This is a genomic window from Streptomyces sp. NPDC022552 (assembly GCF_055561875.1).
In genome coordinates this window covers 358,318-378,854 of the sequence record NZ_JBVHGJ010000001.1, presented here as the reverse complement: position 1 = coordinate 378,854, position 20,537 = coordinate 358,318, and the positions used below count along the sequence as shown (strand labels likewise).

The following is a 20,537-nucleotide window of genomic DNA, read 5'->3' as shown; positions in this document are numbered from 1 at the left end:
TGGAGGCTGCCCAGTGCGGCAGCGCCCGGTCCTTCCTCAGCTTCCGGGTTTCCGGCTGACCTGACGCTCCACGTCGGCCGGGGCCCTCTCACACAAGGGTTTCCCACGTTGTCCGACAACGCTCTGTACACCGCTTTCTTCACCCTGCACCACGGACTTCCGCGACAGGGTCCAGGCTCCGACGCCACCACCCGCCGACTGCTGGCGCTCGCGGGTCCGCTCCCCGAGCGGCCGCGCGTGCTCGATCTGGGCTGCGGGCCCGGCCGTTCCGCACTGCTCCTGGCCGCCGAGGCCGGGGCCGAGGTGACGGCCGTCGATCTGCACGAGCCGTTCCTGGAGGAGCTGCGGCAGGCCGCCGAAGCCCGTGGGCTCGGCGACCGTGTCCGTACGCTCGACGCCGACATGGGCGAGCTGCCGTTCTCTGACGGATCCTTCGATCTCGTCTGGGCCGAGAGCTCGGCCTACGTCCTCGGCTTCGACACCGCCCTGCGCTCCTGGCGCCGGCTGCTCTCTCCCGGCGGCACGCTCGTGCTCACCGACTGCGAGTGGACGGTGGAGGAGCCGAGCCAGGAGGCCCGCGCCTTCTGGGACGAGCACTACACGCTCCGCACCGGGAGCGAGAACACCGCCGCGGCCGTCGAGGGCGGTTACCACGTCCTCGGCGTCGTCCCTCAGCCCGAGAGCGACTGGGACGAGTACTACGGACCGCTCTCCGAGCGGGCCGACGCCGCGGACCCGACCGCTCCCGGGATGACCGAGGCACTCGCGGCGACCCGGACGGAACTTGCCATGCGCCGTGACCACGGCGGCGAGTACGGCTACACCGGCTATGTCCTGCGGCCGGCCGACGACCGGTGGCGGACGCGGCCGGAGACCGCGGCCGACCTGCGCGCCGTGCGGGAGGTCAACGCGACGGCCTTCGAGACGAGGGCGGAGGCCGATCTGGTCGACGCCCTCCGTGCGGACGCCGGGGCGTGGCTGCCCGGTCTGTCGTTCGTGGCCGAGGCCCCGGACGGCTCGGTGGCGGCGCACGCGCTGATCACCCGGTGCCATGTCGACGGTGTTCCCGCGGCGGCCCTCGCCCCGGTCGCCGTCGCACCGGCGTACCAGCGGCAGGGGGCCGGGGAGGCCGTCGTCCGGGCCGTGCTCGACGCGGCACGGCTGCGCGGGGAGTCGCTCGTGCTCGTCCTCGGGCACCCGGAGTACTACCCCAGGTTCGGCTTCGAACGGGCGTCCGCGTATGGAATCAAGCCGTCCTTCGGCGTCCCGGACGAGGCCATGATGGCGCTCGTCCTGGCCGATTCCGGACCGGTCCCGCCGGGCACCCTGCGCTATCCGGCGGCCTTCGGCGTCTGACACGCCGCCCGCTCCCGCCGCGCCGGATGTACTCCGGTGTGGTGGGAGCGGGCCATGTCCGGCCGCCCAAGTACGGACAAGTGGCTCTTGTGCGGCAGACTGAGGGAGCCCCACCGGGCCGAGACCGAAGCGAAGGACGGTTATGCCGACCACATCAGCCAGCGTGGCTCACAGCTCGTCGAACGGCGTCCAGCCGACCGCAGCCCAGGCGTCGATCATGCTCGAACTGGTCGACGAGAACGGCATCACCATCGGTACGGCGGAGAAGCTCGCCGCCCACCAGGCGCCGGGCCAGCTGCACCGGGCGTTCTCCGTCTTCCTCTTCGACGAGTCGGGCCGACTGCTGCTACAGCGGCGCGCGCTCGGCAAGTACCACTCCCCCGGTGTCTGGTCGAACACCTGCTGCGGCCACCCGTACCCGGGCGAGGCGCCGTTCGCGGCCGCGGCCCGGCGCACGTACGAGGAGCTGGGGATCTCGCCCTCGCTGCTCGCCCAGGCGGGCACCGTCCGCTACAACCACCCGGACCCGGCGTCGGGCCTGGTGGAGCAGGAGTACAACCACCTCTTCGTCGGCATGGTCCAGGCCGAGCTGCGGCCCGACCCGGAGGAGATCGAGGACACCGCCTTCGTGACGGCGGAGGAGCTGGCGGAGCGGCACGCGGCCGCACCGTTCTCCGCCTGGTTCATGACCGTCCTGGACGCGGCGCGTCCGGCGATCAAGGAGTTGACGGGTCCGGCCGGGGGCTGGTGATCCCGGGCGCGGTCGCGGGCAGCGATTCCGGCGCCGACCCCGGCGCCGGAAGCCGCGGGACCAGGGGCAGGGCCGCCCAGATGATCTTTCCGCCGCTCGCCGTGTGCTCCACGTCGCAGGCACCGCCGGCCTCCAGGGCGGTCTCCCGCACCAGGAGCAGCCCGCGGCCGCCGGTCTGCCGGTCGTCCGCCTCCAGCGCCTTCGGGCGGTACGGATGGTTGTCCTCGACGGACACCCGGATCCACTCCGCGCCGATCGCCACCTCCACCGCCACTTCCGGGGAGAGCAGCGCCGCGTGCTTGACGGCGTTGGTGACCAGCTCCGAGACGATCAGGAGCAGGCCCTGGACCGTGTCCTCGTGTGCCGGTACACCCTGACGGATCAGCAGGTCGCGTACGGCGTGCCGGGCCTGCGGAACGGAGACGTCGACCGCGGGAGCGGTGAAGCGCCAGACCCCTTCGTAGGACGGTGGCCGTGCGGGGACGCTCCCGCGGCTCTCCATAGTCCGGCTCCCACCCTCGTGCTCGATTGTCGCCACGAGTCGAGTCTTGGTAATGCGCAGGTCCGGACCGGGCTACTGACCAGAAGTCGACACTTATCGACCGCATTCCGATCGGGTGAGTATGCCAACGTCAGTTGTTCGACTGCTCCTGACCTTCTTCTGACCTCTTCGGAGGGTTGCCCTGCGGACCGCCCGGCGCTGTGGCCTGCGGAGCGTCCGTCGCGGTGCCGGTGTCCGGTGGTGCGACCATACCGACGATCCGCCGGCCCCCGAGACCGATGGCGATCAGACCGAGGCCGTCGAAGAGCAGGGCAAGCGAGAAGAAGACACCGAGGACGTAGCGGCTGCTCTCCGGCCAGTCGAAGAGGACCAGCAGACCGAGGAGGAGCCCGAAGGCCCCCTGGATGAGGGTCCAGCCGAACTGCGGCCCGCGCACCACCACGCTCCCCACCAGCCGGAAGACCCCGCCGGTCAGGAAGAGCAGGGCGGCGAACATGGTCAGCGCCTCGGCGGTCCCCTCCGGGTGCCGGATGACGACGACACCGGCCGCGATGTTCAGCGCGGCCACCACCACCGCCAGCCAGAAGTAGCTGGTGCCGCGGGACTCGATGGCGTGCAGCAGGCCCACGGCACCGCCGATGAGCAGCAGCCAGCCGAAGAGCAGCATCGAGGTGAGGGTGGCGAGACCGGTGTAGATCAGACCGACGACTCCGGCGGCGACGAGCAGGACCCCGAGGAAGACGAGCCAGCCGAGACTGCGGCTCAGCTTCCTGCCCTCGCGCGCCGCGTCGTAGGAACCGTCCTGGGAATCCCGGGCCATGGGCGTCTCCTCCTCGCACCCCCTTCTTGATCGTACGGTCGGGATGCCCGGATAGCATCCGGCGCATGGAGCCCACCGAACCGCGGCTGAAGGTCGTCGTCGACGACGAGGTCGCCACCGTCGTCATCTCGAACCCGGCCAAGCGCAACGCGATGACGGCCGCGATGTGGCGGTCCCTGCCCGAGCTGCTCGCGCCGCTCGCCACCGACCCCGCGGTCCGTGCGCTGGTCCTCACGGGTGACGGCGAGACCTTCTGCGCCGGCGCGGACATCTCCACGCTGCGGCAGCCGGGCGACGAGCAGCAGTCGCTCGCGGTGCGTGCCGAGGAGGCGCTCGCCGCCTTCCCCAAGCCGACGCTCGCCGCCGTCCGCGGCTTCTGCATCGGCGGCGGCAGCCAGCTGGCCGCGGCCTGCGATCTGAGGTTCGCGGAGGAGGGCGCGCGGTTCGGGGTCACCCCGTCGAAGCTCGGGATCGTCTACCCCTCCCCCTCGACCCGGCGGCTGACCGCGCTGGTGGGACCCTCGACCGCCAAGTACCTCCTCTTCTCCGGCGAGTTGATCGGCACGGAGCGGGCGCTGCGCACCGGCCTGGTGGACGAGGTGCTCCCGGTCGGCGAACTGGACAAGCGGGTGGGCGAGTTCACCCGGGTCCTGGTCGGGCGCTCCCTGCTGACGCAGGCGGCGGCCAAGGAGTTCGCGGACGGACGCACGGACCGGGACGCCCACTGGGCGGAGCAGGCACGCGGCAGCGGCGACACCGCGGAGGGGGTCGCCGCCTTCCTGGAGCGCCGTGCTCCCCGCTTCACGTACGAGGTCTGAGGCTTCGCCGTACGGGCGCGCGGCATCCGACGGCTCAGCCCTGGGGGAGGTCCTCCGTGGCCGTGCCGCGCCAGCGGGCGACGATCTCGGCCGGGGCCTTCTCCGGCGAGCCCGCGTCGTAGGGCGGCTGCGGGTCGTACTCGGTCAGCAACTGGATGGTCTGCGCCGTCGCGTCGCCCGCGATCCGGCCGATGAGGTGCAGCGCCATGTCGATGCCGGACGAGACCCCGGCGGCGGTGACGTACTTGCCGTCGAAGACGACCCGCTCGCCGGTGGGCTCGACGCCGACCGCCCGCAGCTCGTCGAAGGCGAGCCAGTGGGTGGTGGCCCGGCGGCCGTCGAGCAGGCCCGCGGCGCCCAGGATCAGCGAACCGGTGCAGACCGAGGTGGTCCAGGTGCTGGTGGCATCGGCGGTACGGAGCCAGGCGAGGATCTCCGGGTCGTTCATCGCCTGCCGGGAGTCGGGGCCGCCGGGGACCAGGACGATGTCCGGGTTCGGCACGTCCGCGAGGGTCTTGTCGGCGACGAGGGCGAGGCTGCCCTGGTCGTTGCGGACCGGTCCCGCCTCCTTGGCGACGAAGACGGTCTCGGCTCCGGGGATACGGGCCAGGAGCTCGTAGGGGCCGACGGCGTCGAGGGTCGTGAAGCGGTCGTAGAGCAGCACGGCGATCTGCATGGAGGGTTCCCTTTCAGCGGGTGGTCTGCGGCTCGTTCGGGGCGGGTGCGTTCGGGACGGATGCGTTCGGTACGGGTGCGTGGAAGCGACGGCGGTAGTCCGCCGGGGCGGTGCCCATGGCTTTGACGAAGGCCCGGCGCATGGCCTCGGGGGTGCCGTAGCCGACGGCCCGGGAGACCTCGAGGACACCGTCGGCCGTCTCCTCCAGGAGCCTGCGCGCGTGTTCGAGCCGGACCTGGTCGACGTACCGGCCCGGCGTCGTGCCGGTCTCCGCCTGGAACGCGCGGGCGAAGTGGCGCGGCGACAGCCGGGCGCGGGCGGCGAGGGCCTCGACCGAGAGGTCCCCTTCGGGATGCTCGGTGATCCACTGCTGGAGGTCCCGCAGGGGTGCGCGCTGGGCGGTCTGGGCGGCGAGCTGGGCGCTGAACTGCGCCTGGTTGCCCGGGCGGCGCAGAAAGACGACCAGATGTCGGGCGACGGTCAGCGCGGTGTCGCGGCCCAGGTCCTCCTCGACGAGCGCGAGCGCCAGGTCGATGCCCGCGGTCACGCCCGCGGAGGTGGAGAGCCTGCCGTCGCGGACGAAGATGGGGTCCGCCTCCACCTCGACCTCCGGATAGCAGCGGGCGAGGTGGTCGCAGACGGCCCAGTGGGTGGTGGCCCTGCGGCCGTCGAGGAGCCCGGCCTCGGCGAGCAGCAGCGCGCCGGTGCAGACGGAGACCAGGCGCTCGGCGCCGGGAGCGTTGGCGCGCAGCCAGTCGATCAGCCGGGGGTCCGGGTGCCGGGTGCCCTCCCCTCCGGGGACGAGCAGGGTGTGCGGGCGCTCCGCGGCGGCGAGCGTCGTGTCCGGGAGCAGCCGAAGGCCGCTCTGTGTGCGGACCGGTCCGCCGTCGAGGGAGGCGGTCACGATCGGGTAGGCGCTGTCACCGCCGGCGGCGCGGGCGGCTCCGGCGAACACCTCCACCGGTCCGGTGACATCCAGGCTCTGCACGTCGTCGAAGAGGACGACGAGCACGGGTCGCTTCGTCATGTGGACCATCCTTGGCGGAGCGCCGGATGTCCGCAATGACGAGGACCCCACCTTTCCTGCCATGGCCCTCGCGTGACGGAGCCCGGCCTTCCGGTCGTACCGACCAGTCGGTAACGTTCGGTTCCATGACCTCTCTGCCGCCCCGCGCGGGCCGCCGCTGCCACCACATGCTCAACCCGATGCACTCCACGGTGTACTTCTCACCCGACCTGGACACCGAGTTCCGGGCGCTCGGGTTCGAGGACGTGACGGCCATGCGACTCGCCTCGCGCAGCGCCGCGATGGGGGCCGTGGGCGCCGGAACCGTCGCCGCGGCCTTCTCCAACTACAACGTCGAGATGCTGGCCCAGCACCTCCCTGCCGTCTGGGACATCGCCTCGCCCGCGGAGGTGGTGGCCGCGCGGCTGCGCGCCGTGGACGCCACGATGCGCCGCCTCCTCGGTGAGGACGCCCTCACGTCGGCCGAGATGGCGGAGGCCGCCGAGCTGGCCCTGCGCGCCACCGAAGCCTGTACCCGGCACTCCCGGCCGCTCTACTCGGCCCACGCCGACCTTCCCGTCCCGGACCAGCCGCACCTGCGCTACTGGCACGCCGCGACGCTCCTGCGCGAGCACCGGGGCGACGGCCACCTGGCGGCCCTCCTGAGTGCAGGCCTGGACCCGCTGGAGGCGATGGTCAGCCACACCGCCACCGGCACCGGCATGAACCCGCGCTGGGCCCTGGGCGCCCGAGGCTGGCGGCGCACCGACTGGGACGCGGCGGCGGCGCGGCTGCGGGAGCGCGGGCTGCTGGACGCGGACGGGGAGCTCACCCTGGAGGGCACGGCCCTGCGCGACGCGGTCGAGGAGCACACGGACCGCCTGGACGCGGCCCCGTACGAGCACCTGGGCGCGGCGGGGGTGGAGCGGCTGACGGAGCTGGGCAAGGCCTTCCGCAACGCGGCGCTCCTCGCCGGGGCCTTCCCGGCGGACCTCGCCGACAAGGGCTGACACGGCCGGTTCGGGGCGCGTGCGGGGTTCCGGGAAGGGACGCGGCAGAATGCACTCGCAAGCTTGAGGCACGAGAAGGCGAGTCGGGACACCGTGACGACGTCCATCGAAGGCAGGATCGCCGAGGAACTCGGCGTACGTGAGCGACAGGTGAGGGCGGCCGTCGAGCTGCTCGACGGCGGCTCGACCGTGCCGTTCATCGCGCGCTACCGCAAGGAAGCGACCGAGATGCTCGACGACGCCCAGCTGCGCACGCTCGAGGAGCGGCTGCGTTATCTGCGGGAGCTGGAGGACCGGCGGACCGCCATCCTCGACTCCGTACGCGAGCAGGGCAAGCTGACGGCCGAGGTGGAGGCCCAGCTCCGGGCCGCCGACACCAAGGCCCGGCTGGAGGACATCTACCTGCCCTTCAAGCCCAAGCGCCGCACCAAGGCGCAGATCGCCCGGGAGGCCGGGCTCGAACCGCTGGCGGACGGGCTCCTCGCGGACCCGTCCGTGGACCCCGCCGCCGCGGCGGCGGCCTTCGTGGACGCCGACAGGGGTGTCGCCGACCCCGCCGCGGCGCTGGAGGGCGCCCGCGCCATCCTCACGGAGAAGTTCTCGGAGGACGCCGACCTGATCGGCGAGCTGCGTGAGCGGATGTGGGGCCGGGGCCGGCTCGCCGCCAAGGTCCGGGAGGGCAAGGAGGAGGCGGGGGCGAAGTTCGCCGACTACTTCGACTTCGCCGAGCCGTTCACCGCGCTGCCCTCGCACCGGATCCTCGCGATGCTTCGCGGCGAGAAGGAGGACGTCCTCAGCCTGGAGCTGGAGCCGGAGGAGCCCACCGAGACCCCCGGCCCGTCCTCGTACGAGTCCATGGTCGCCTCGCGCTTCGGTGTGGCCGAGCGGGGGCGTCCGGGCGACAAGTGGCTTCTCGACACGGTCCGTTGGGCCTGGCGGACCCGGATCCTGGTCCACCTCGGGATCGACCTGCGCCTGCGCCTGCGGACGGCGGCGGAGGACGAGGCGGTACGGGTCTTCGCGACGAACCTGCGCGACCTGCTGCTCGCCGCGCCGGCCGGGACGCGGGCGACGCTGGGTCTGGACCCCGGTTTCCGTACGGGCGTGAAGGTGGCCGTCGTCGACGCGACGGGCAAGGTCGTGGCCACCGACACGATCTATCCGCACGTCCCGGCGAACAAGTGGGACGAGTCGCTGGCGAAGCTGGCGCGGCTCGCGAAGGAGCACGCGGTCGAGCTGGTCGCCATCGGCAACGGCACGGCCTCCCGCGAGACGGACAAGCTGGCCGGTGAACTCATCGCCAAGCACCCGGAGTTGACGCTCACGAAGGTGATGGTCTCCGAGGCGGGCGCCTCGGTGTACTCCGCGTCGGCCTTCGCCTCGCAGGAACTGCCGGAGCTGGACGTCTCGTTGCGCGGTGCGGTCTCGATCGCGCGGCGGCTCCAGGACCCGCTGGCCGAGCTGGTGAAGATCGACCCGAAGTCGATCGGCGTCGGACAGTACCAGCACGACCTGTCCGAGGTGAAGCTCTCGCGCTCGCTGGACGCGGTGGTCGAGGACTGTGTGAACGGCGTCGGTGTCGACGTCAACACCGCTTCCGCGCCGCTGCTTTCGCGAGTGTCGGGCATCGGCGCCGGACTCGCCGAGAACATCGTGGCGCACCGCGACGCCAACGGGCCCTTCCGGTCGCGGAGGGCGCTGAAGGACGTGGCGCGGCTCGGGCCGAAGGCGTACGAGCAGTGTGCGGGCTTCCTGCGCATCAGGGACGGGGACGACCCGCTGGACGCGTCCTCGGTCCACCCGGAGGCGTACCCGGTGGTGCGGCGGATGGTGAAGACGACGGGCGGCGAGGTCGCGTCGCTGATCGGCAACACGGGCGTGCTGCGGTCGCTGCGGGCGGACGACTTCGTCGACGAGACCTTCGGTCTGCCGACGGTCTCCGACATCCTGCGCGAGCTGGAGAAGCCGGGGCGGGACCCGCGGCCGGCGTTCAGGACGGCGACCTTCAAGGACGGCGTCGAGAAGATCGGCGACCTGGCGTCGGGGATGGTCCTGGAGGGCGTGGTCACGAACGTGGCGGCGTTCGGGGCGTTCGTGGACATCGGCGTGCATCAGGACGGGCTCGTGCATGTGTCGGCGATGTCGAAGACGTTCGTCAAGGACCCGCGGGACGTGGTGAAGCCGGGTGACGTGGTCCGGGTGAAGGTCCTGGACGTGGACATCCCGCGCAAGCGGATCTCGCTGACGCTGCGGCTGGACGACGAGGCGACGGCGGAGCCGGGCGGCGGCGGTGCGCCGAAGCGGGAGCGGGGTGAGCGGGGCGGACGCGGTGAGCGTGGTGGCCGCCCGCCGCAGCAGCGCCGCGGCCAGCCCCAGGCCCAGAGCTCGGCCCCGGCGCCCGCGAACAGCGCGATGGCGGACGCCCTGCGCAAGGCGGGCCTGCTGAACGAGGGCGGAAGCGGCGGCGGGAAGCGGCGCGGCCGCTGACGCACCCGAGGGGCCCGGCCTTGAAGGCCGGGCCCCTCGGGTCTCGTGCCGGGTGCCGTGCTCGACCGGTCCCGTGCCGGTCGAGGCGGATGATCCTCGGGGAGCGGGGCGGACTCGTCGACGTGTCGACGCCGGTCGCGCGGGCCGGCATCGCGGCCGCGATGATCCTCTAGGCGTTCGGGAGGAAGCGGAGCGCCCATTCGGCGCGGTTGGCCACCGTGAGGTCGTCGTCCTCCGTCAGGGGCTGGAGCAGGGCGCGGGAGCGGGTCGGGTCGGCCTGGACCAGGTCGACGATCTCGCCCGCCAGGGCGTCCTGGTCGTCGCCCAGGTCGACGGAGGAGGCCCGCAGGAGCGCCGGCAGCGCGTCGGGGCCGCCGATCGCGGCGAGGACGCCGCCGAGGAGCTCCCGGGCGTACGCGTTGCGCTCGACGAGGGCACGGTCCAGCTCGGCCTGGAGGCGCGGAAGCAGCGCCGCGTCGCCCGAGGCCGCGATCTCGTCCGCGAGGTCGATCGTCTCGTCGACGTCGGAGTCGAGGTCGTCCAGCATCTCGGTGAGCCGGGTCAGCAGGTCGGTCATGGTGTCTCCTGGAATGCGCCGTCCCTCAGGACGGGGACCGTCTCCGAGGTGTCGGCCTCGGCGGCCACCGCGACGTCCTGCGGATAGCCGTACTCGTACAGTTCACGCCCCGAATCGCAGCGGTGCAGCTCCGCCACGGGATCGTCCGTCGCCTCCCACAGCGTCGCCGCCGCACGCGCCTCGGGCGTGAGGGCGTACGAGCCGAGCGCGCACAGGGCCGACAGGACTCCGCCCGCGCCGAGGAGGTCCTCCAGGGCCGGGCGCAGGGAGCCGTCGGGCCACCGTTCGCCCGAGGCGACGACGGCGAGCGGCCGGGACTCGGAGCCGTAGCCGTGGCGGGCGAGCCAGCGGGCGACGGCGGTGCGGTTGCGGAACGAGGCGGCGACCACGGTCGCGTCGCCGGCCCCGGCGGAGATCGTGGAGCCGTTCGGGGACGGCAGGACCAGGCGCGGGGTCCGCGGGGCGACCCGCAGGGCTGCCGGGGAGAGGGTCCACGGCGTCTCCGGCGACGCCTCCTTCCGGCCGACGGCCAGCGCCGCGTCGAGCCCGGCCGCGTACGTCACGGCCGTCTCGTCCCTCCAGCGGTACGGAAGGACGGCGGTACCCGCCTCCACCGCCACGCCCACCGACGTCGTGAACGAGAGGACGTCGACGACGACCAGGCACGCGGCGTCCCGGGCGAGGACGGCGGCCTCCGTCGGGCCCCAGCCGAAGGTCACACCCATCAGAGTTCCGTGACCTTGCCGGCCGCGACCTCGATACGCCGGGTCGTGCGGACCGCGTCCAGCATGCGCCGGTCGTGGGTCACCAGCAGGAGCGTTCCGGTGTAGGAGTCGAGCGCGGACTCCAGCTGCTCGATGGCCGGCAGGTCCAGGTGGTTCGTCGGCTCGTCGAGGACGAGCAGGTTGACGCCCCGGCCCTGGAGGAGGGCGAGCGCGGCCCGGGTCCGCTCCCCCGGAGAGAGCGTGGTGGCGGGCCGCAGGACGTGCTCGGCCTTGAGGCCGAACTTCGCCAGCAGGGTCCGCACCTCCGCGGGCTCGGTCTCGGGGACGGCCGCGCAGAACGCGTCGAGGAGCGACTCGGAACCGTGGAAGAGCTTGCGGGCCTGGTCGACCTCGCCGACCACGACGCCCGAGCCGAGCACCGCGTCGCCCGCGTCGAGCGGAAGCCGGCCGAGGAGAGCGGCGAGCAGCGTCGACTTGCCGGCCCCGTTCGCGCCGGTGATCGCGACCCGGTCGGCCCAGTCGATCTGGAGGGTGGCGGGCCCGAAGCGGAAGTCGCCGCGCCGGACCTCGGCCTCGCGCAGGGTCGCCACGACCGAGCCGGAACGCGGCGCGGCGGCGATCTCCATCCGCAGCTCCCACTCCTTGCGGGGCTCGTCGACGACGTCGAGCCGCTCGATCATCCGCTGCGTCTGGCGGGCCTTCGCGGCCTGCTTCTCGCTCGCCTCGCCCCGGAGCTTCCGGCCGATCTTGTCGTTGTCGGTCGCCTTGCGGCGCGCGTTGCGTACGCCCTTGTCCATCCAGTTGCGCTGCATCAGGGCGCGGCCTTCGAGCGCGGACTTCTTGTCGGCGTACTCCTCGAAGTCCTCGCGGGCGTGCCGCCTGGCGGTGTCCCGCTCCTCCAGATAGGCCTCGTAGCCACCGCCGTAGAGCGTGATCTGCTGCTGGGCGAGGTCGAGTTCCAGGACCTTGGTGACGGTACGGGTGAGGAACTCGCGGTCGTGACTGATGACGACCGTGCCGGCGCGCAGCCCCTGGACGAAGGCTTCGAGCCGCTCCAGACCGTCGAGGTCGAGGTCGTTGGTGGGCTCGTCGAGCAGGAAGACGTCGTACCGGGAGAGGAGGAGGGAGGCGAGACCTGCGCGGGCGGCCTGGCCGCCGGAGAGCGAGGTCATCGGCTGGTCGAGGCCGACGGTCAGACCGAGGGAGTCGGCGACCTCCTCGGCCCGCTCGTCGAGGTCCGCGCCGCCGAGGCCGAGCCAGCGCTCCAGGCTGACGGCGTACGCGTCGTCGGCGCCGGGTACTCCGTCGACCAGGCCCTGGGTGGCCTCGTCCATGGCTGTCTGCGCGGCTGTCACTCCCGTACGGCGGGACAGGAAGTCCCGGACCGTCTCGCCCTCGCGCCGCTCGGGCTCCTGCGGGAGGTGGCCGACGGTGGCGGTGGGCGGCGAGAGCTTCAGCTCGCCGTCCTCGGGGGTGTCGAGCCCGGCGAGCAGCCGCAGCAGGGTCGACTTGCCGGCGCCGTTGACACCGACGAGGCCGATGACGTCGCCGGGGGCGACGACGAGGTCGAGGCCGGCGAAGAGGGAGCGTTCGCCGTGGCCGGCGGCGAGGTCCTTGGCGACGAGAGTGGCAGTCATCAGGAGATGAATCGTATGCCACCCCTCAGGGGAGGACCGGGACGGCCAGCGCGTCCCCCGAGGGGCGCGGGCCACCCGGGGCGTCTCCCCTTTCCCGGCTCGGTGTCGAGCGGGATCCGGCGCGTGCCAGTCGCACGGCGAACCCGCATGGTGCGCGGGACCTGGGGCTGGGTACGGTCCGCTCATGAGCGACGACGTGATCGTGGTCGGTGGCGGGGTCATCGGTCTGACGACGGCCCTGACGCTGGCGGAGCGGGGACATCGCGTACGGGTGTGGTCGCGGGACCCGGTGACGGGGACGACCTCCGCGGTGGCGGGGGCGCTGTGGTGGCCGTACCGGATCGAGCCGGCGGCCGAGGTCGCCCGCTGGTCCCTGGAGTCGCTGCGGGTGTACGAGAAGCTCGCGGGCGACGCGGGGGCGACGGGCGTACGGATCGTGGCCGGCGTCCACGCGGACACGGTCCTCGGCGACCTGGGCGACTGGACGCGGGAGGTCTCGGGACTGCGGCAGTTGGCGGCGGAGGAGGTGCCGGGGCCGTACGGAACGGGTCTCGCGGCGCGGCTGCCGCTGATCGACATGCCGGTGCACCTGGCGTGGCTGCGGGACCGGGCGGAGGCGGCGGGCGTGGTGGTGGAGCGGCGCTCGGTGACCGGTTTCGCCGAGGCGGCCCGGGCGGCGCGGGTGGTGGTGGACTGCACGGGTCTGGGTGCCAGGGAACTCGTGCCGGATGCCCGCATGCGGCCCGTGCGGGGGCAGTTGGTGCTGGTGGAGAATCCGGGGATCGAGGAGTGGTTCACGGCGGCCGACTCGGCGTCGAGCGAGACGACGTACTTCTTCCCGCAGCCGGGGCGGCTGATCCTGGGCGGGACGGCGCAGGAGGGCGACGAGCGGCCGGACCCCGATCCGGCGACGGCGGCCGCGATCGTGGCGCGGTGCGCGCGGGTGCGGCCCGAGATCGCGGGCGCCCGGGTGCTCGGGCACCGGGTGGGGCTCCGTCCGGCGCGGTCGGGTGGGGTACGGATCGCGGTGGAGCCGCTGCCGGACGGCGGCCGTCTGATCCACAACTACGGCCACGGCGGCGCGGGGGTGACCGTCGCCTGGGGCTGCGCCCGACAGGCGGCGGACCTGGCCGCCGGCTGACGCCGGGCGGCCGGGCTCCGGCGCTGCCCACCGGGCCGGTCAGGACCCGTCACCCGGCGTCCCCGTGCCCGGCCCGATGCGCAGCTCGAAGTCTCCGTCGTACTTCTCGTGGCCCGCGATGACGGCGAGTTCGATGGCCTCCTCGCCCACCTCGCCGCGGACGATGAGCGGGTCGTGCCGCAGATCCCGCATGAGCGCCACGCACATGCCGATCATCACGAGGACGAACGGCGCCGCCACGAGGATCGTGAGGTTCTGGAGGCCCGCGAGCGCGTCACCCTGACCGTCGCCGATGAGGAGCATGATGGCGGCGACGGCGCCGGTCACCACGCCCCAGAACACGACCACGGGGCGGGTCGGGTCGAAGGAGCCGCGCTGCGAGAGCGTGCCCATGACGATCGACGCGGCGTCCGCGCCCGAGACGAAGAAGATGCCCACGAGGATCATCACGAGCAGACTCATGGTCCCGGTGAGCGGGAACTCCTGGAGGAGACCGAAGAGTTGCCCCTCCGGGGTCGTCTCGTCCGACAGCTCGCCGCGTTCACTCAGCTTCATCGCGGTGCCGCCGAAGACGGCGAACCAGACGAGGCTCACCGTGCTCGGTACGAGGATGACTCCGCCGACGAACTGGCGGATCGTCCGGCCCTTGCTGATGCGGGCGATGAACATGCCGACGAAGGGCGTCCAGGAGATCCACCAGGCCCAGTAGAAGACGGTCCAGCTTCCCAGCCAGTCGTGGACGTTCTCCCCCGCGGTCACCTCGGTGCGGCCGATCAGCTGCGGCAGGTCACCGATGTAGGCGGCGATGGAGGTCGGCAGCAGGTCGAGCACGACGATGGTCGGGCCGGCCACGAAGACGAACACGGCAAGGATCAGGGCGAGCACCATGTTGGTGTTGGAGAGCCACTGGATGCCCTTCTCGACACCCGAGACGGCGGACAGCACGAACGCCACGGTCAGGACGGCGATGATGCCGACGAGCAGCCCGGTGCCGGTCGTCTCCAGCCATCCCAACTCCTCGACCCCGCTGCCGATCTGGAGCGCGCCGAGACCCAGCGAGGCGGCCGACCCGAAGAGGGTGGCGAAGATGGCCAGGATGTCAATGACCCGGCCCGGACCGCCGTTGGCCGCCTTCGTCCCGATCAGCGGCACGAAGACGGCGCTGATGGTCTGACGCCGGCGGCGCCGGAACGTGGAGTACGCGATCGCGAGCCCCACGACGGCGTAGATCGCCCAGGGGTGGAGCGTCCAGTGGAAGAGGGTGGTCGCCATCGCGACCTGCATCCGCTCCGCCGAGTCGGCGGGGCTCGTACCGGGCGGTGGGGTGCCGTAGTGGGCGAGCGGCTCGCTCACGCCGTAGAACATCAGGCCGATGCCCATGCCCGCGCTGAACATCATCGCGATCCACGACACGGTCCGGAACTCCGGTCCCTCGGTCTCGTGGCCGAGGGTGATCCGCCCGTACCGGCTGATGGCGAGCCACAGGGCGAAGACGACGAAGCCGGAGGCGGCGAGCATGAACGCCCATCCCCCGTTGCGGATCAGACCGTCGAGGAGCTTGCTGGAGACGCTCTCCAGGCTGTCCGTGGCCGTGGCGCCCCAGACCACGAAGGCGACGGTGAGGACGGCGGTGACGCCGAACACGATCCAGTCGGTCCGGGCCTTGCGGTCGTGACCGGGGCGGCCCGGGAGGGCCGCCGTCACCGGCAGCCGGCCTCCGCGTCTGCTCCCACCCCGGCCTCCGCCGCCCTGGGGCTCGCCCGCTCTCTGATCTTCCTGCGACACAGGTGGCACCTTTCACGGCATTTCGGGACAAACTCAACTCGCTCCGTAAGGCAGTACCACACGTGACGCGTCACTTCCGGGACCAACTCAGCCGATCAACAGACCTCCACCGGCACTCCGGTGGTGAGCCGGTAGGTCGCCCGGCCGTCCAGCAGCAGCGGGACGAGCGCGCGCTGCGACTGGCGCAGAGGTACGAACGCCCCGCCGTCCTCCTGCCGGACGGTGACTCCGTGCAGAGCCAGCTCGTCGCCGAACTCGGCGTACTGCGCGGCGTCCAGGCGGTAGCCGCAGGGCGGGTCCTGGATGATCTCGGCGGGCTCGGCCGGGTCGTTGTCGGCTCCGCCGAGCAGCACGGGACCCCGGTCGGCGAACCCGGTGTGACGGGCCGCGGCCGTGGCCGCGGCGAGCCGGCCGCGCCGCTCCTCGACATAGGCGAAGGCGCCCTTCAGCGCGGTGAGTTGGGTGCCCACACGGCGGCGCTGGTTGCGGGCGTTGTCGGCCTTCTCGGCCTCGGTCAGGGCCTCGATCCGGGTCTCGACGAGCAGGCCGACGGAGTGCTTGACGCCGGCCGTGTTGCGCAGGATGCGCTCCTGTCCGTCGCCCGCCACCTGTCTGACCGGCTGCCCGGTCAGGGGGTCGGTCCAGATGCCGTAGATCCCGCTGCTGTGACCGGCGAACCCGGCCGCCGGCCGGACGTAGGACTCCGACAGGGTCCGGGACTCGTCGTGCACATGGGCGTCGGCGTTGAGGTTGCGCGGCCAGAGGGCGAGCAGGTCCTTGTCGTAGTACGGCGAGGTGCCGTCGTACTCGTGCAGGTCGTAGATCAGCCCGGGGCGCCGGTCCCGGACGAGGGCGGCGAGGGCGCGTCCCTCGGCGGTCTCCAGGGCGATGTGGTCGCGGTTGACGTCGACCCCGTCGGCGTTGCCCCGGGTGTCCGCCTCGCGCCCGTCCGGGTTGGCGGTCGGGACGACGAGGACGGTCGTACGGGAGAGGAAGCGGCGGGTCTCGCCGTCCCGCGCGTACGCCAGGTCGCGCAGGATGGTCAGGCAGGCCTCCCGGCCCGACGGTTCGTCACCGTGCTGCGAGCAGACGAGCAGCACGGTGGTGCGGGCCGCGCCCGGGGCGCGCGTGCCGACCGTGGCGAGCCGGATCGGACGTCCCTGTTTCGTCGTGCCGATGGTCCGCACGGCGACTCGGTCGCTGCCCCGGTCGACGGCGGCGAGGAAGTCGGTCTCCTGGCGCTCCGTGGTCCACAGTGCCCCACTGCTCAGCTCGAAGCCGGTCCGCGGGGGCGGGGCGGGGGCGGCGCCGCCGGCCGCCTCGGCGGGCACCGCGACGAGCGGGAGGCCGAGGGCGGCGGCGGCCGCCACGAGGACGAGCGTGCGGCGGGAGCGGCGGCTCGGTGCGCGGGTCATCGGGCCTCACCCGGGACAGGGATGTCCGACCGCGCGGGCCCGACACCGGTGAGCGGCTGCCAGGCCTGCGCCGGGCGTGCGTCGACCGTACCGGCCGTGGCCCGCGCGAAGGCCGAGGCACCGCCGACGAAGGGCAGTTTCGCCCACGTACGGGTGAGGTCGACGGTGAGGGTCGGTGGGGCGGACGGAGGGTCGAGGAGGTCCCGGTCCGTACCGCCGACGATCAGGGCGAGCCGGTGCCCGGCCAAGACGACGTGGTCGGTGGCCGCCAGCTTCAGCGTGATCGGGTACGACGTGCCGGGGGTCAGCGGCCGGCCCTTCCTCGGATCGGCCCAGGTGCCCAGGTCGGCCCAGCCGCGGCTGACGACGGTGAAGTCCACGTCCGCGGTACGGGCCTCGGTCTCCTTGAAGCAGGCGCTGTCGCCGCTCGTGCTCGCACCCCAGCAGGTCCGCCGGGTGAGGGTGGTGATGCCCTCGCCCGGCGCCGCGTAGTCCCTGATGGTGTCGGGGCCGAGGTCGACGAGCACGGCGGTCAGATGCGCGGTACCGGTCGTCGGTGTGGCTGTGACTGTCACCGTGGAGGAGCCGGAGAGCCTCAGGTCGCGGGTGAGCGGCCGGGTGGTGAACCCGGCCTTGGAGGGGGTGGAGTCGTCGATCCGCGCGGCCCAGTCGGTCTCGCCCAGGGCCGGGTCGTCGGTGAAGGTCTCCGTGGAGCCGGGGGCGGCGGGCGTACGTCCGAGGGTGCCGACGCCGGGCGCCGCTCCGGTGCCGGGGCGCAGGGTGGTGGGCTCGGTGGCGCGCGGCGGCCAGACGCGATCGGTGGTCCAGCGGTCCGGCGCCCGCTCGATGTCGGCCATCGGCTCGCGGTCGATGCCGTTGTCGTGGCCGAGGAGGTAGTGGTCGAACCAGCGGTGCAGGGTGCGGACCCATTCGGCGCGCCGGAAGTCGAAGGGGTCGACATGGCCGGTCTGGGAGAGCCAGATCTTGCGCTCGACACCGCGGGCGGCGAGGGCGTCCCACCACTGACCGAACTGGTTGGCGCGGACGTTGAGGTCCTGCTGGCCGTGCACGACGAAGACGCTCGCCCGCACCTTCCCGGCGTCCGGGACGTGGTCGCGCTCGCTCCAGGCACGGGTCCAGTCGCCGCTGTACGGGGTGGTGGCGGTGATGCGGTCCTGGACCGCGCCGCAGCGGGCGTTCGCCTCGGGGCTGTTGACGTACTCGGAGAGCCAGCTGGGGTTGGCGTTGTAGAGCGGGGCGCCCTGGGAGTGGAAGTAGTCGTACCAGGAGGAGATCGCGCCGATCGGCACGATCGTCTCCAGGCCCTCCACGCCGGTGGCGGCGACGCCGTTGGCGATGGTGCCGTCCCAGCTCTTGCCGATCATGCCGACCTTGCCGGTGGACCAGGTCGTGGCGCGGGCCCGTTCGGAGCCGGTACGGGTCGTGTAGCCGCGGGCGCGGCCGTTCAGCCAGTCGACGACCGCCTTCGCGGACCGGACGTCGGAGCGGCCGCCGACGTCGTCGCAGCCGTCGGAGCGGTTGGTACCGGCGAGGTCGACGGCGACGAAGGCATAGCCGCGCGGCACGAAGTAGTTGTCGTAGAAGAGCGGGAACTGGACGGGGTTCCCGGCGGAGTCGTAGGTCTTCTTCTGGCTCTCGTTGCCCCGGCCGCAGCAGGCGTAGTACGGGCTCGCGTCCATGATGACCGGGATCTTCCGGCCGTTCGCCGCGGCCTCGCGGGGACGGACGATGTCGGCGGCGACCCGGTCGGTGCGGCCGTCGCCGTCACCGTCGAGTCCCGTGTCGACCCAGACGGACTCCCGGACGGCGTCGCCATAGGAGTACACCGGCCGGGACTCCCGTACCCCCGAGGCGGTCGCCCGGTCGGTGGCGCCGGCCGGGGAGACGAGGGCGGACATCAGGGCGGCCGTGGCGGCCACGGCCAGGGTTCTGCACGACAGACGGGCTCCGCGGGTTCTCCGCACACGTATCGCCATGGGGCGGAACGTACCCCTGTCAACTCCGGTGCAAAAGAGGGCCGTCGGGGGCCGGGAGGGGCGGGCGGCGGCGCGAGGGTTCATTTCGGCCGAATGGCGATCGCGTGAAAGGAGGTCCTCTGGACGTGACGGGGCATCGGGGACTGAATAGCGTCGCTAAGGACCGAACACCCTTCGGACGCCTTACTCATTCTCCTTACCGACTTGGAGCTCTCGTGCACCGCAGACTTGTCGTTCCGAGCGCGCTCGCGGCCTCTCTCCTGCTGGCGATCCCGGCATCGGCCGCCGACTACGTTCCCGGCGCATCGGGCATCGGCGACCCCTACTACCCGGCCAGTGGCAACGGCGGCTACGACGTCTCCCACTACGACCTACGGCTGACGTACCAGCCCGCGACCGACCTCCTGGAGGGTACGGCGACGATCGTCGCCACGACGAAGCAGAACCTCTCGCGCTTCAACCTGGACCTCGGGCTGAAGGTCAGCGAGGTGCGGGTGAACGGCAAGAAGGCGCGGTTCACCAGGAGCGGCGAGCAGGAACTGGTGGTGACTCCGGCGACGCCGCTGGAGAAGAACCGCACGGTCTCGGTCGTCGTGCGGTACGCGGGCAAGCCCTCCGAGGTGAAGATCGGCGGCTGGACCGCCTGGCACCGGACGCCCGACGGCGGGGTGGCCGCGCAGGAGCCGGATTCGGCCGCCTGGTGGTTCCCGTCCAACGACCACCCCCTGGACAAGGCGACCTTCGACGTCTCGGTCTCGGTTCCGGACGGCACACAGGCGATCAGCAACGGTGTGCTGCAGTCGCAGTCCTCGCGCCTGGGCCGGACGCGCTACAACTGGCGCTCCAACAAGCCGCAGGCGACCTATCTGGCCACGCTGGCGGTGGGGAAGTTCGACGTCACCACGGACACCACGGACAACGGGCTCCCGGTCCTCAACGCGTACAGCAAGGACCTCGGCGACAACGCGGGCGCGGCGCGCGCGTCGATCGAGCGCACGGCCGAGGTCACGGAGTGGCTCGAGGAGATCTTCGGGCCGTATCCCTTCAACGCGATCGGCGGCTATGTCCCCAACGTGACCAGCGGATACGCCCTGGAGACGCAGACCCGGCCGTTCTACAGCCCCCGGCAGTTCGCCAACGGGGCGAACGTGTCGGTGGTCGTCCACGAGCAGGCGCACCAGTGGTACGGCGACAGCGTGTCGGTCGACCACTGGAAGGACATCTGGGTCAACGAGGGCTTCGCCCGCTACAGCCAGTGGCTGTGGTCGGAGAAGGAGGGCGAGGGCACGGCCCAGGAGCTCGCCGACTACGTCTACGGGACGCGCACGGCCGAGGACCCCTTCTGGACCGTCAAGCCGGGCGACCCGGGGCCGGACAACCAGTTCCACATCGCCGTGTACGACAGGGGCGCGCTGGCGATCCAGGCGCTGCGGAACGAGATCGGCGACGAGGACTTCTTCACCGTCCTGAAGGGCTGGCCGACGGAGTTCCGGTACGGCAACGCCAAGGTCGCGGACTTCGTGTCGTACGCGGAGCGGATCTCGGGCAAGCCGCTGGCCGCGCTCTTCGACACCTGGCTGTACCAGCCGGTGAAGCCGGCGACGTCGACGGCGGGCGAGCCGGGGGCGTCCGCGCGGGTGGCGCGATCGGCCGGGGCGACGGCTTCGCATGCACCCGTGGCTTCGGCGAAGCCGGTGCAGCCGAAGTCCTGGAAGAAGATCGCGGAGACGAACACGATCCACGACCACTGAGTGCGCGGAGGCGCCCCGCCCTGCCCCGAGGGGGCCGGGGTGGGGCGCGTCCGTCCGCCGTGGATAGGCTCGCCGGCTGTACG

General features: G+C 72.4%; 17 protein-coding genes. 7 read left to right on the top strand and 10 right to left on the bottom strand.

What is annotated here, in order from left to right:
* Positions 1 to 108 precede the first annotated feature (108 nt).
* Together ACZ3OF_RS01820 and idi are read left to right on the top strand one after the other, a co-directional pair.
* On the top strand, positions 109 to 1,356 hold the full coding sequence (locus tag ACZ3OF_RS01820) for a GNAT family N-acetyltransferase (RefSeq protein WP_467302098.1): 1,248 nt from the start codon (positions 109 to 111) through the stop codon (positions 1,354 to 1,356).
* A gap of 142 nt (positions 1,357 to 1,498) precedes the next feature.
* Positions 1,499 to 2,107: an isopentenyl-diphosphate Delta-isomerase gene (gene idi / locus ACZ3OF_RS01815; RefSeq protein WP_361666825.1), complete on the top strand. Its 609-nt coding sequence runs from the start codon at positions 1,499 to 1,501 to the stop codon at positions 2,105 to 2,107.
* Here the strand turns inward: idi and ACZ3OF_RS01810 are convergent.
* Together ACZ3OF_RS01810 and ACZ3OF_RS01805 are read right to left on the bottom strand one after the other, a co-directional pair.
* The gene (locus tag ACZ3OF_RS01810; RefSeq protein ID WP_467302096.1) at positions 2,073 to 2,609 is read right to left on the bottom strand and encodes an ATP-binding protein; all 537 of its coding nucleotides are present in this window, start codon (positions 2,607 to 2,609) and stop codon (positions 2,073 to 2,075) included. The two genes, idi and ACZ3OF_RS01810, sit on opposite strands and share 35 nt — an antisense overlap.
* Before the next feature lie 130 nt (positions 2,610 to 2,739).
* Complete coding sequence (locus tag ACZ3OF_RS01805) at positions 2,740 to 3,429, bottom strand: HdeD family acid-resistance protein (protein WP_361666827.1); 690 nt, start codon at positions 3,427 to 3,429, stop codon at positions 2,740 to 2,742.
* Positions 3,430 to 3,494: 65 nt separating this feature from the next.
* On the opposite strand from ACZ3OF_RS01805, the gene ACZ3OF_RS01800 reads away from it, so the two are divergent.
* Positions 3,495 to 4,247 carry an enoyl-CoA hydratase/isomerase family protein gene (locus tag ACZ3OF_RS01800; RefSeq protein WP_361666829.1) on the top strand — a complete coding sequence of 251 codons (753 nt, stop codon included), beginning with the start codon at positions 3,495 to 3,497 and terminating at the stop codon, positions 4,245 to 4,247.
* A 34-nt stretch (positions 4,248 to 4,281) separates the two neighbouring features.
* On the opposite strand, the gene ACZ3OF_RS01795 is transcribed toward ACZ3OF_RS01800, so the two are convergent.
* A complete protein-coding gene (locus ACZ3OF_RS01795; protein WP_361666830.1) occupies positions 4,282 to 4,923 on the bottom strand; it encodes a DJ-1/PfpI family protein in 642 nt (213 codons plus the stop codon).
* Positions 4,924 to 4,936: 13 nt separating this feature from the next.
* A complete protein-coding gene (locus tag ACZ3OF_RS01790; RefSeq protein WP_467302092.1) occupies positions 4,937 to 5,950 on the bottom strand; it encodes a GlxA family transcriptional regulator in 1,014 nt (337 codons plus the stop codon).
* A 125-nt stretch (positions 5,951 to 6,075) separates the two neighbouring features.
* Between ACZ3OF_RS01790 and ACZ3OF_RS01785 the strand changes: the two genes are divergently transcribed.
* Both ACZ3OF_RS01785 and ACZ3OF_RS01780 read left to right on the top strand, forming a co-directional pair.
* Complete coding sequence (locus ACZ3OF_RS01785; protein WP_361666832.1) at positions 6,076 to 6,939, top strand: SCO6745 family protein; 864 nt, start codon at positions 6,076 to 6,078, stop codon at positions 6,937 to 6,939.
* Between the two features lie 93 nt (positions 6,940 to 7,032).
* Entirely contained in the window at positions 7,033 to 9,426 is a 2,394-nt protein-coding gene (locus ACZ3OF_RS01780; RefSeq protein ID WP_361666833.1) for a Tex family protein, read from the top strand.
* Between the two features lie 169 nt (positions 9,427 to 9,595).
* Here the strand turns inward: ACZ3OF_RS01780 and ACZ3OF_RS01775 are convergent, their stop codons facing one another.
* Genes ACZ3OF_RS01775 through ACZ3OF_RS01765 form a run of 3 tightly spaced genes read right to left on the bottom strand, consistent with a single transcriptional unit; the run spans position 9,596 to position 12,365 of the window.
* Positions 9,596 to 10,003, bottom strand: coding sequence for a hypothetical protein (locus ACZ3OF_RS01775; protein ID WP_361666834.1), 408 nt, complete (start codon positions 10,001 to 10,003; stop codon positions 9,596 to 9,598).
* Positions 10,000 to 10,728 carry a 2-phosphosulfolactate phosphatase gene (locus ACZ3OF_RS01770; protein WP_361666835.1) on the bottom strand — a complete coding sequence of 243 codons (729 nt, stop codon included), beginning with the start codon at positions 10,726 to 10,728 and terminating at the stop codon, positions 10,000 to 10,002. The genes ACZ3OF_RS01775 and ACZ3OF_RS01770 overlap by 4 nt, the downstream gene beginning before the upstream one ends.
* Positions 10,728 to 12,365 (bottom strand): ABC-F family ATP-binding cassette domain-containing protein, encoded by a 1,638-nt coding sequence (locus ACZ3OF_RS01765; RefSeq protein WP_361666836.1) that lies wholly within the window; start codon positions 12,363 to 12,365, stop codon positions 10,728 to 10,730. Before ACZ3OF_RS01765 ends, ACZ3OF_RS01770 begins: the two co-directional genes overlap by 1 nt.
* Before the next feature lie 184 nt (positions 12,366 to 12,549).
* Between ACZ3OF_RS01765 and ACZ3OF_RS01760 the strand changes: the two genes are divergently transcribed.
* Positions 12,550 to 13,506, top strand: coding sequence for an NAD(P)/FAD-dependent oxidoreductase (locus tag ACZ3OF_RS01760; protein ID WP_467302088.1), 957 nt, complete (start codon positions 12,550 to 12,552; stop codon positions 13,504 to 13,506).
* A gap of 39 nt (positions 13,507 to 13,545) precedes the next feature.
* Here the strand turns inward: ACZ3OF_RS01760 and ACZ3OF_RS01755 are convergent, their stop codons facing one another.
* From ACZ3OF_RS01755 to ACZ3OF_RS01745, 3 genes are all read right to left on the bottom strand, one after another.
* The gene (locus ACZ3OF_RS01755; protein ID WP_361666840.1) at positions 13,546 to 15,210 is read right to left on the bottom strand and encodes a BCCT family transporter; all 1,665 of its coding nucleotides are present in this window, start codon (positions 15,208 to 15,210) and stop codon (positions 13,546 to 13,548) included.
* A gap of 176 nt (positions 15,211 to 15,386) precedes the next feature.
* On the bottom strand, positions 15,387 to 16,706 hold the full coding sequence (locus ACZ3OF_RS01750; protein ID WP_467302086.1) for a M14 family metallopeptidase: 1,320 nt from the start codon (positions 16,704 to 16,706) through the stop codon (positions 15,387 to 15,389).
* The gene (locus tag ACZ3OF_RS01745; RefSeq protein WP_467302084.1) at positions 16,703 to 18,703 is read right to left on the bottom strand and encodes a Xaa-Pro dipeptidyl-peptidase; all 2,001 of its coding nucleotides are present in this window, start codon (positions 18,701 to 18,703) and stop codon (positions 16,703 to 16,705) included. The genes ACZ3OF_RS01750 and ACZ3OF_RS01745 overlap by 4 nt, the downstream gene beginning before the upstream one ends.
* A 215-nt stretch (positions 18,704 to 18,918) precedes the next feature.
* On the opposite strand from ACZ3OF_RS01745, the gene ACZ3OF_RS01740 reads away from it, so the two are divergent.
* A complete protein-coding gene (locus ACZ3OF_RS01740) occupies positions 18,919 to 20,454 on the top strand; it encodes a M1 family metallopeptidase (protein ID WP_467302082.1) in 1,536 nt (511 codons plus the stop codon).
* The last annotated feature ends 83 nt before the right edge of the window (positions 20,455 to 20,537 follow it).

Bases quoted from the DNA above. Each gene is read 5' to 3' on its own strand.
- idi (WP_361666825.1), top strand. From the start codon at position 1,499: ATGCCGACCACATCAGCCAGCGTGGCTCACAGCTCGTCGAACGGCGTC.
- ACZ3OF_RS01810 (WP_467302096.1), bottom strand. From the start codon at position 2,609: ATGGAGAGCCGCGGGAGCGTCCCCGCACGGCCACCGTCCTACGAAGGG.
- ACZ3OF_RS01805 (WP_361666827.1), bottom strand. From the start codon at position 3,429: ATGGCCCGGGATTCCCAGGACGGTTCCTACGACGCGGCGCGCGAGGGC.
- ACZ3OF_RS01800 (WP_361666829.1), top strand. From the start codon at position 3,495: ATGGAGCCCACCGAACCGCGGCTGAAGGTCGTCGTCGACGACGAGGTC.
- ACZ3OF_RS01795 (WP_361666830.1), bottom strand. From the start codon at position 4,923: ATGCAGATCGCCGTGCTGCTCTACGACCGCTTCACGACCCTCGACGCC.
- ACZ3OF_RS01790 (WP_467302092.1), bottom strand. From the start codon at position 5,950: ATGACGAAGCGACCCGTGCTCGTCGTCCTCTTCGACGACGTGCAGAGC.
- ACZ3OF_RS01785 (WP_361666832.1), top strand. From the start codon at position 6,076: ATGACCTCTCTGCCGCCCCGCGCGGGCCGCCGCTGCCACCACATGCTC.
- ACZ3OF_RS01775 (WP_361666834.1), bottom strand. From the start codon at position 10,003: ATGACCGACCTGCTGACCCGGCTCACCGAGATGCTGGACGACCTCGAC.
- ACZ3OF_RS01770 (WP_361666835.1), bottom strand. From the start codon at position 10,728: ATGGGTGTGACCTTCGGCTGGGGCCCGACGGAGGCCGCCGTCCTCGCC.
- ACZ3OF_RS01765 (WP_361666836.1), bottom strand. From the start codon at position 12,365: ATGACTGCCACTCTCGTCGCCAAGGACCTCGCCGCCGGCCACGGCGAA.
- ACZ3OF_RS01760 (WP_467302088.1), top strand. From the start codon at position 12,550: ATGAGCGACGACGTGATCGTGGTCGGTGGCGGGGTCATCGGTCTGACG.
- ACZ3OF_RS01750 (WP_467302086.1), bottom strand. From the start codon at position 16,706: ATGACCCGCGCACCGAGCCGCCGCTCCCGCCGCACGCTCGTCCTCGTG.
- ACZ3OF_RS01745 (WP_467302084.1), bottom strand. From the start codon at position 18,703: ATGGCGATACGTGTGCGGAGAACCCGCGGAGCCCGTCTGTCGTGCAGA.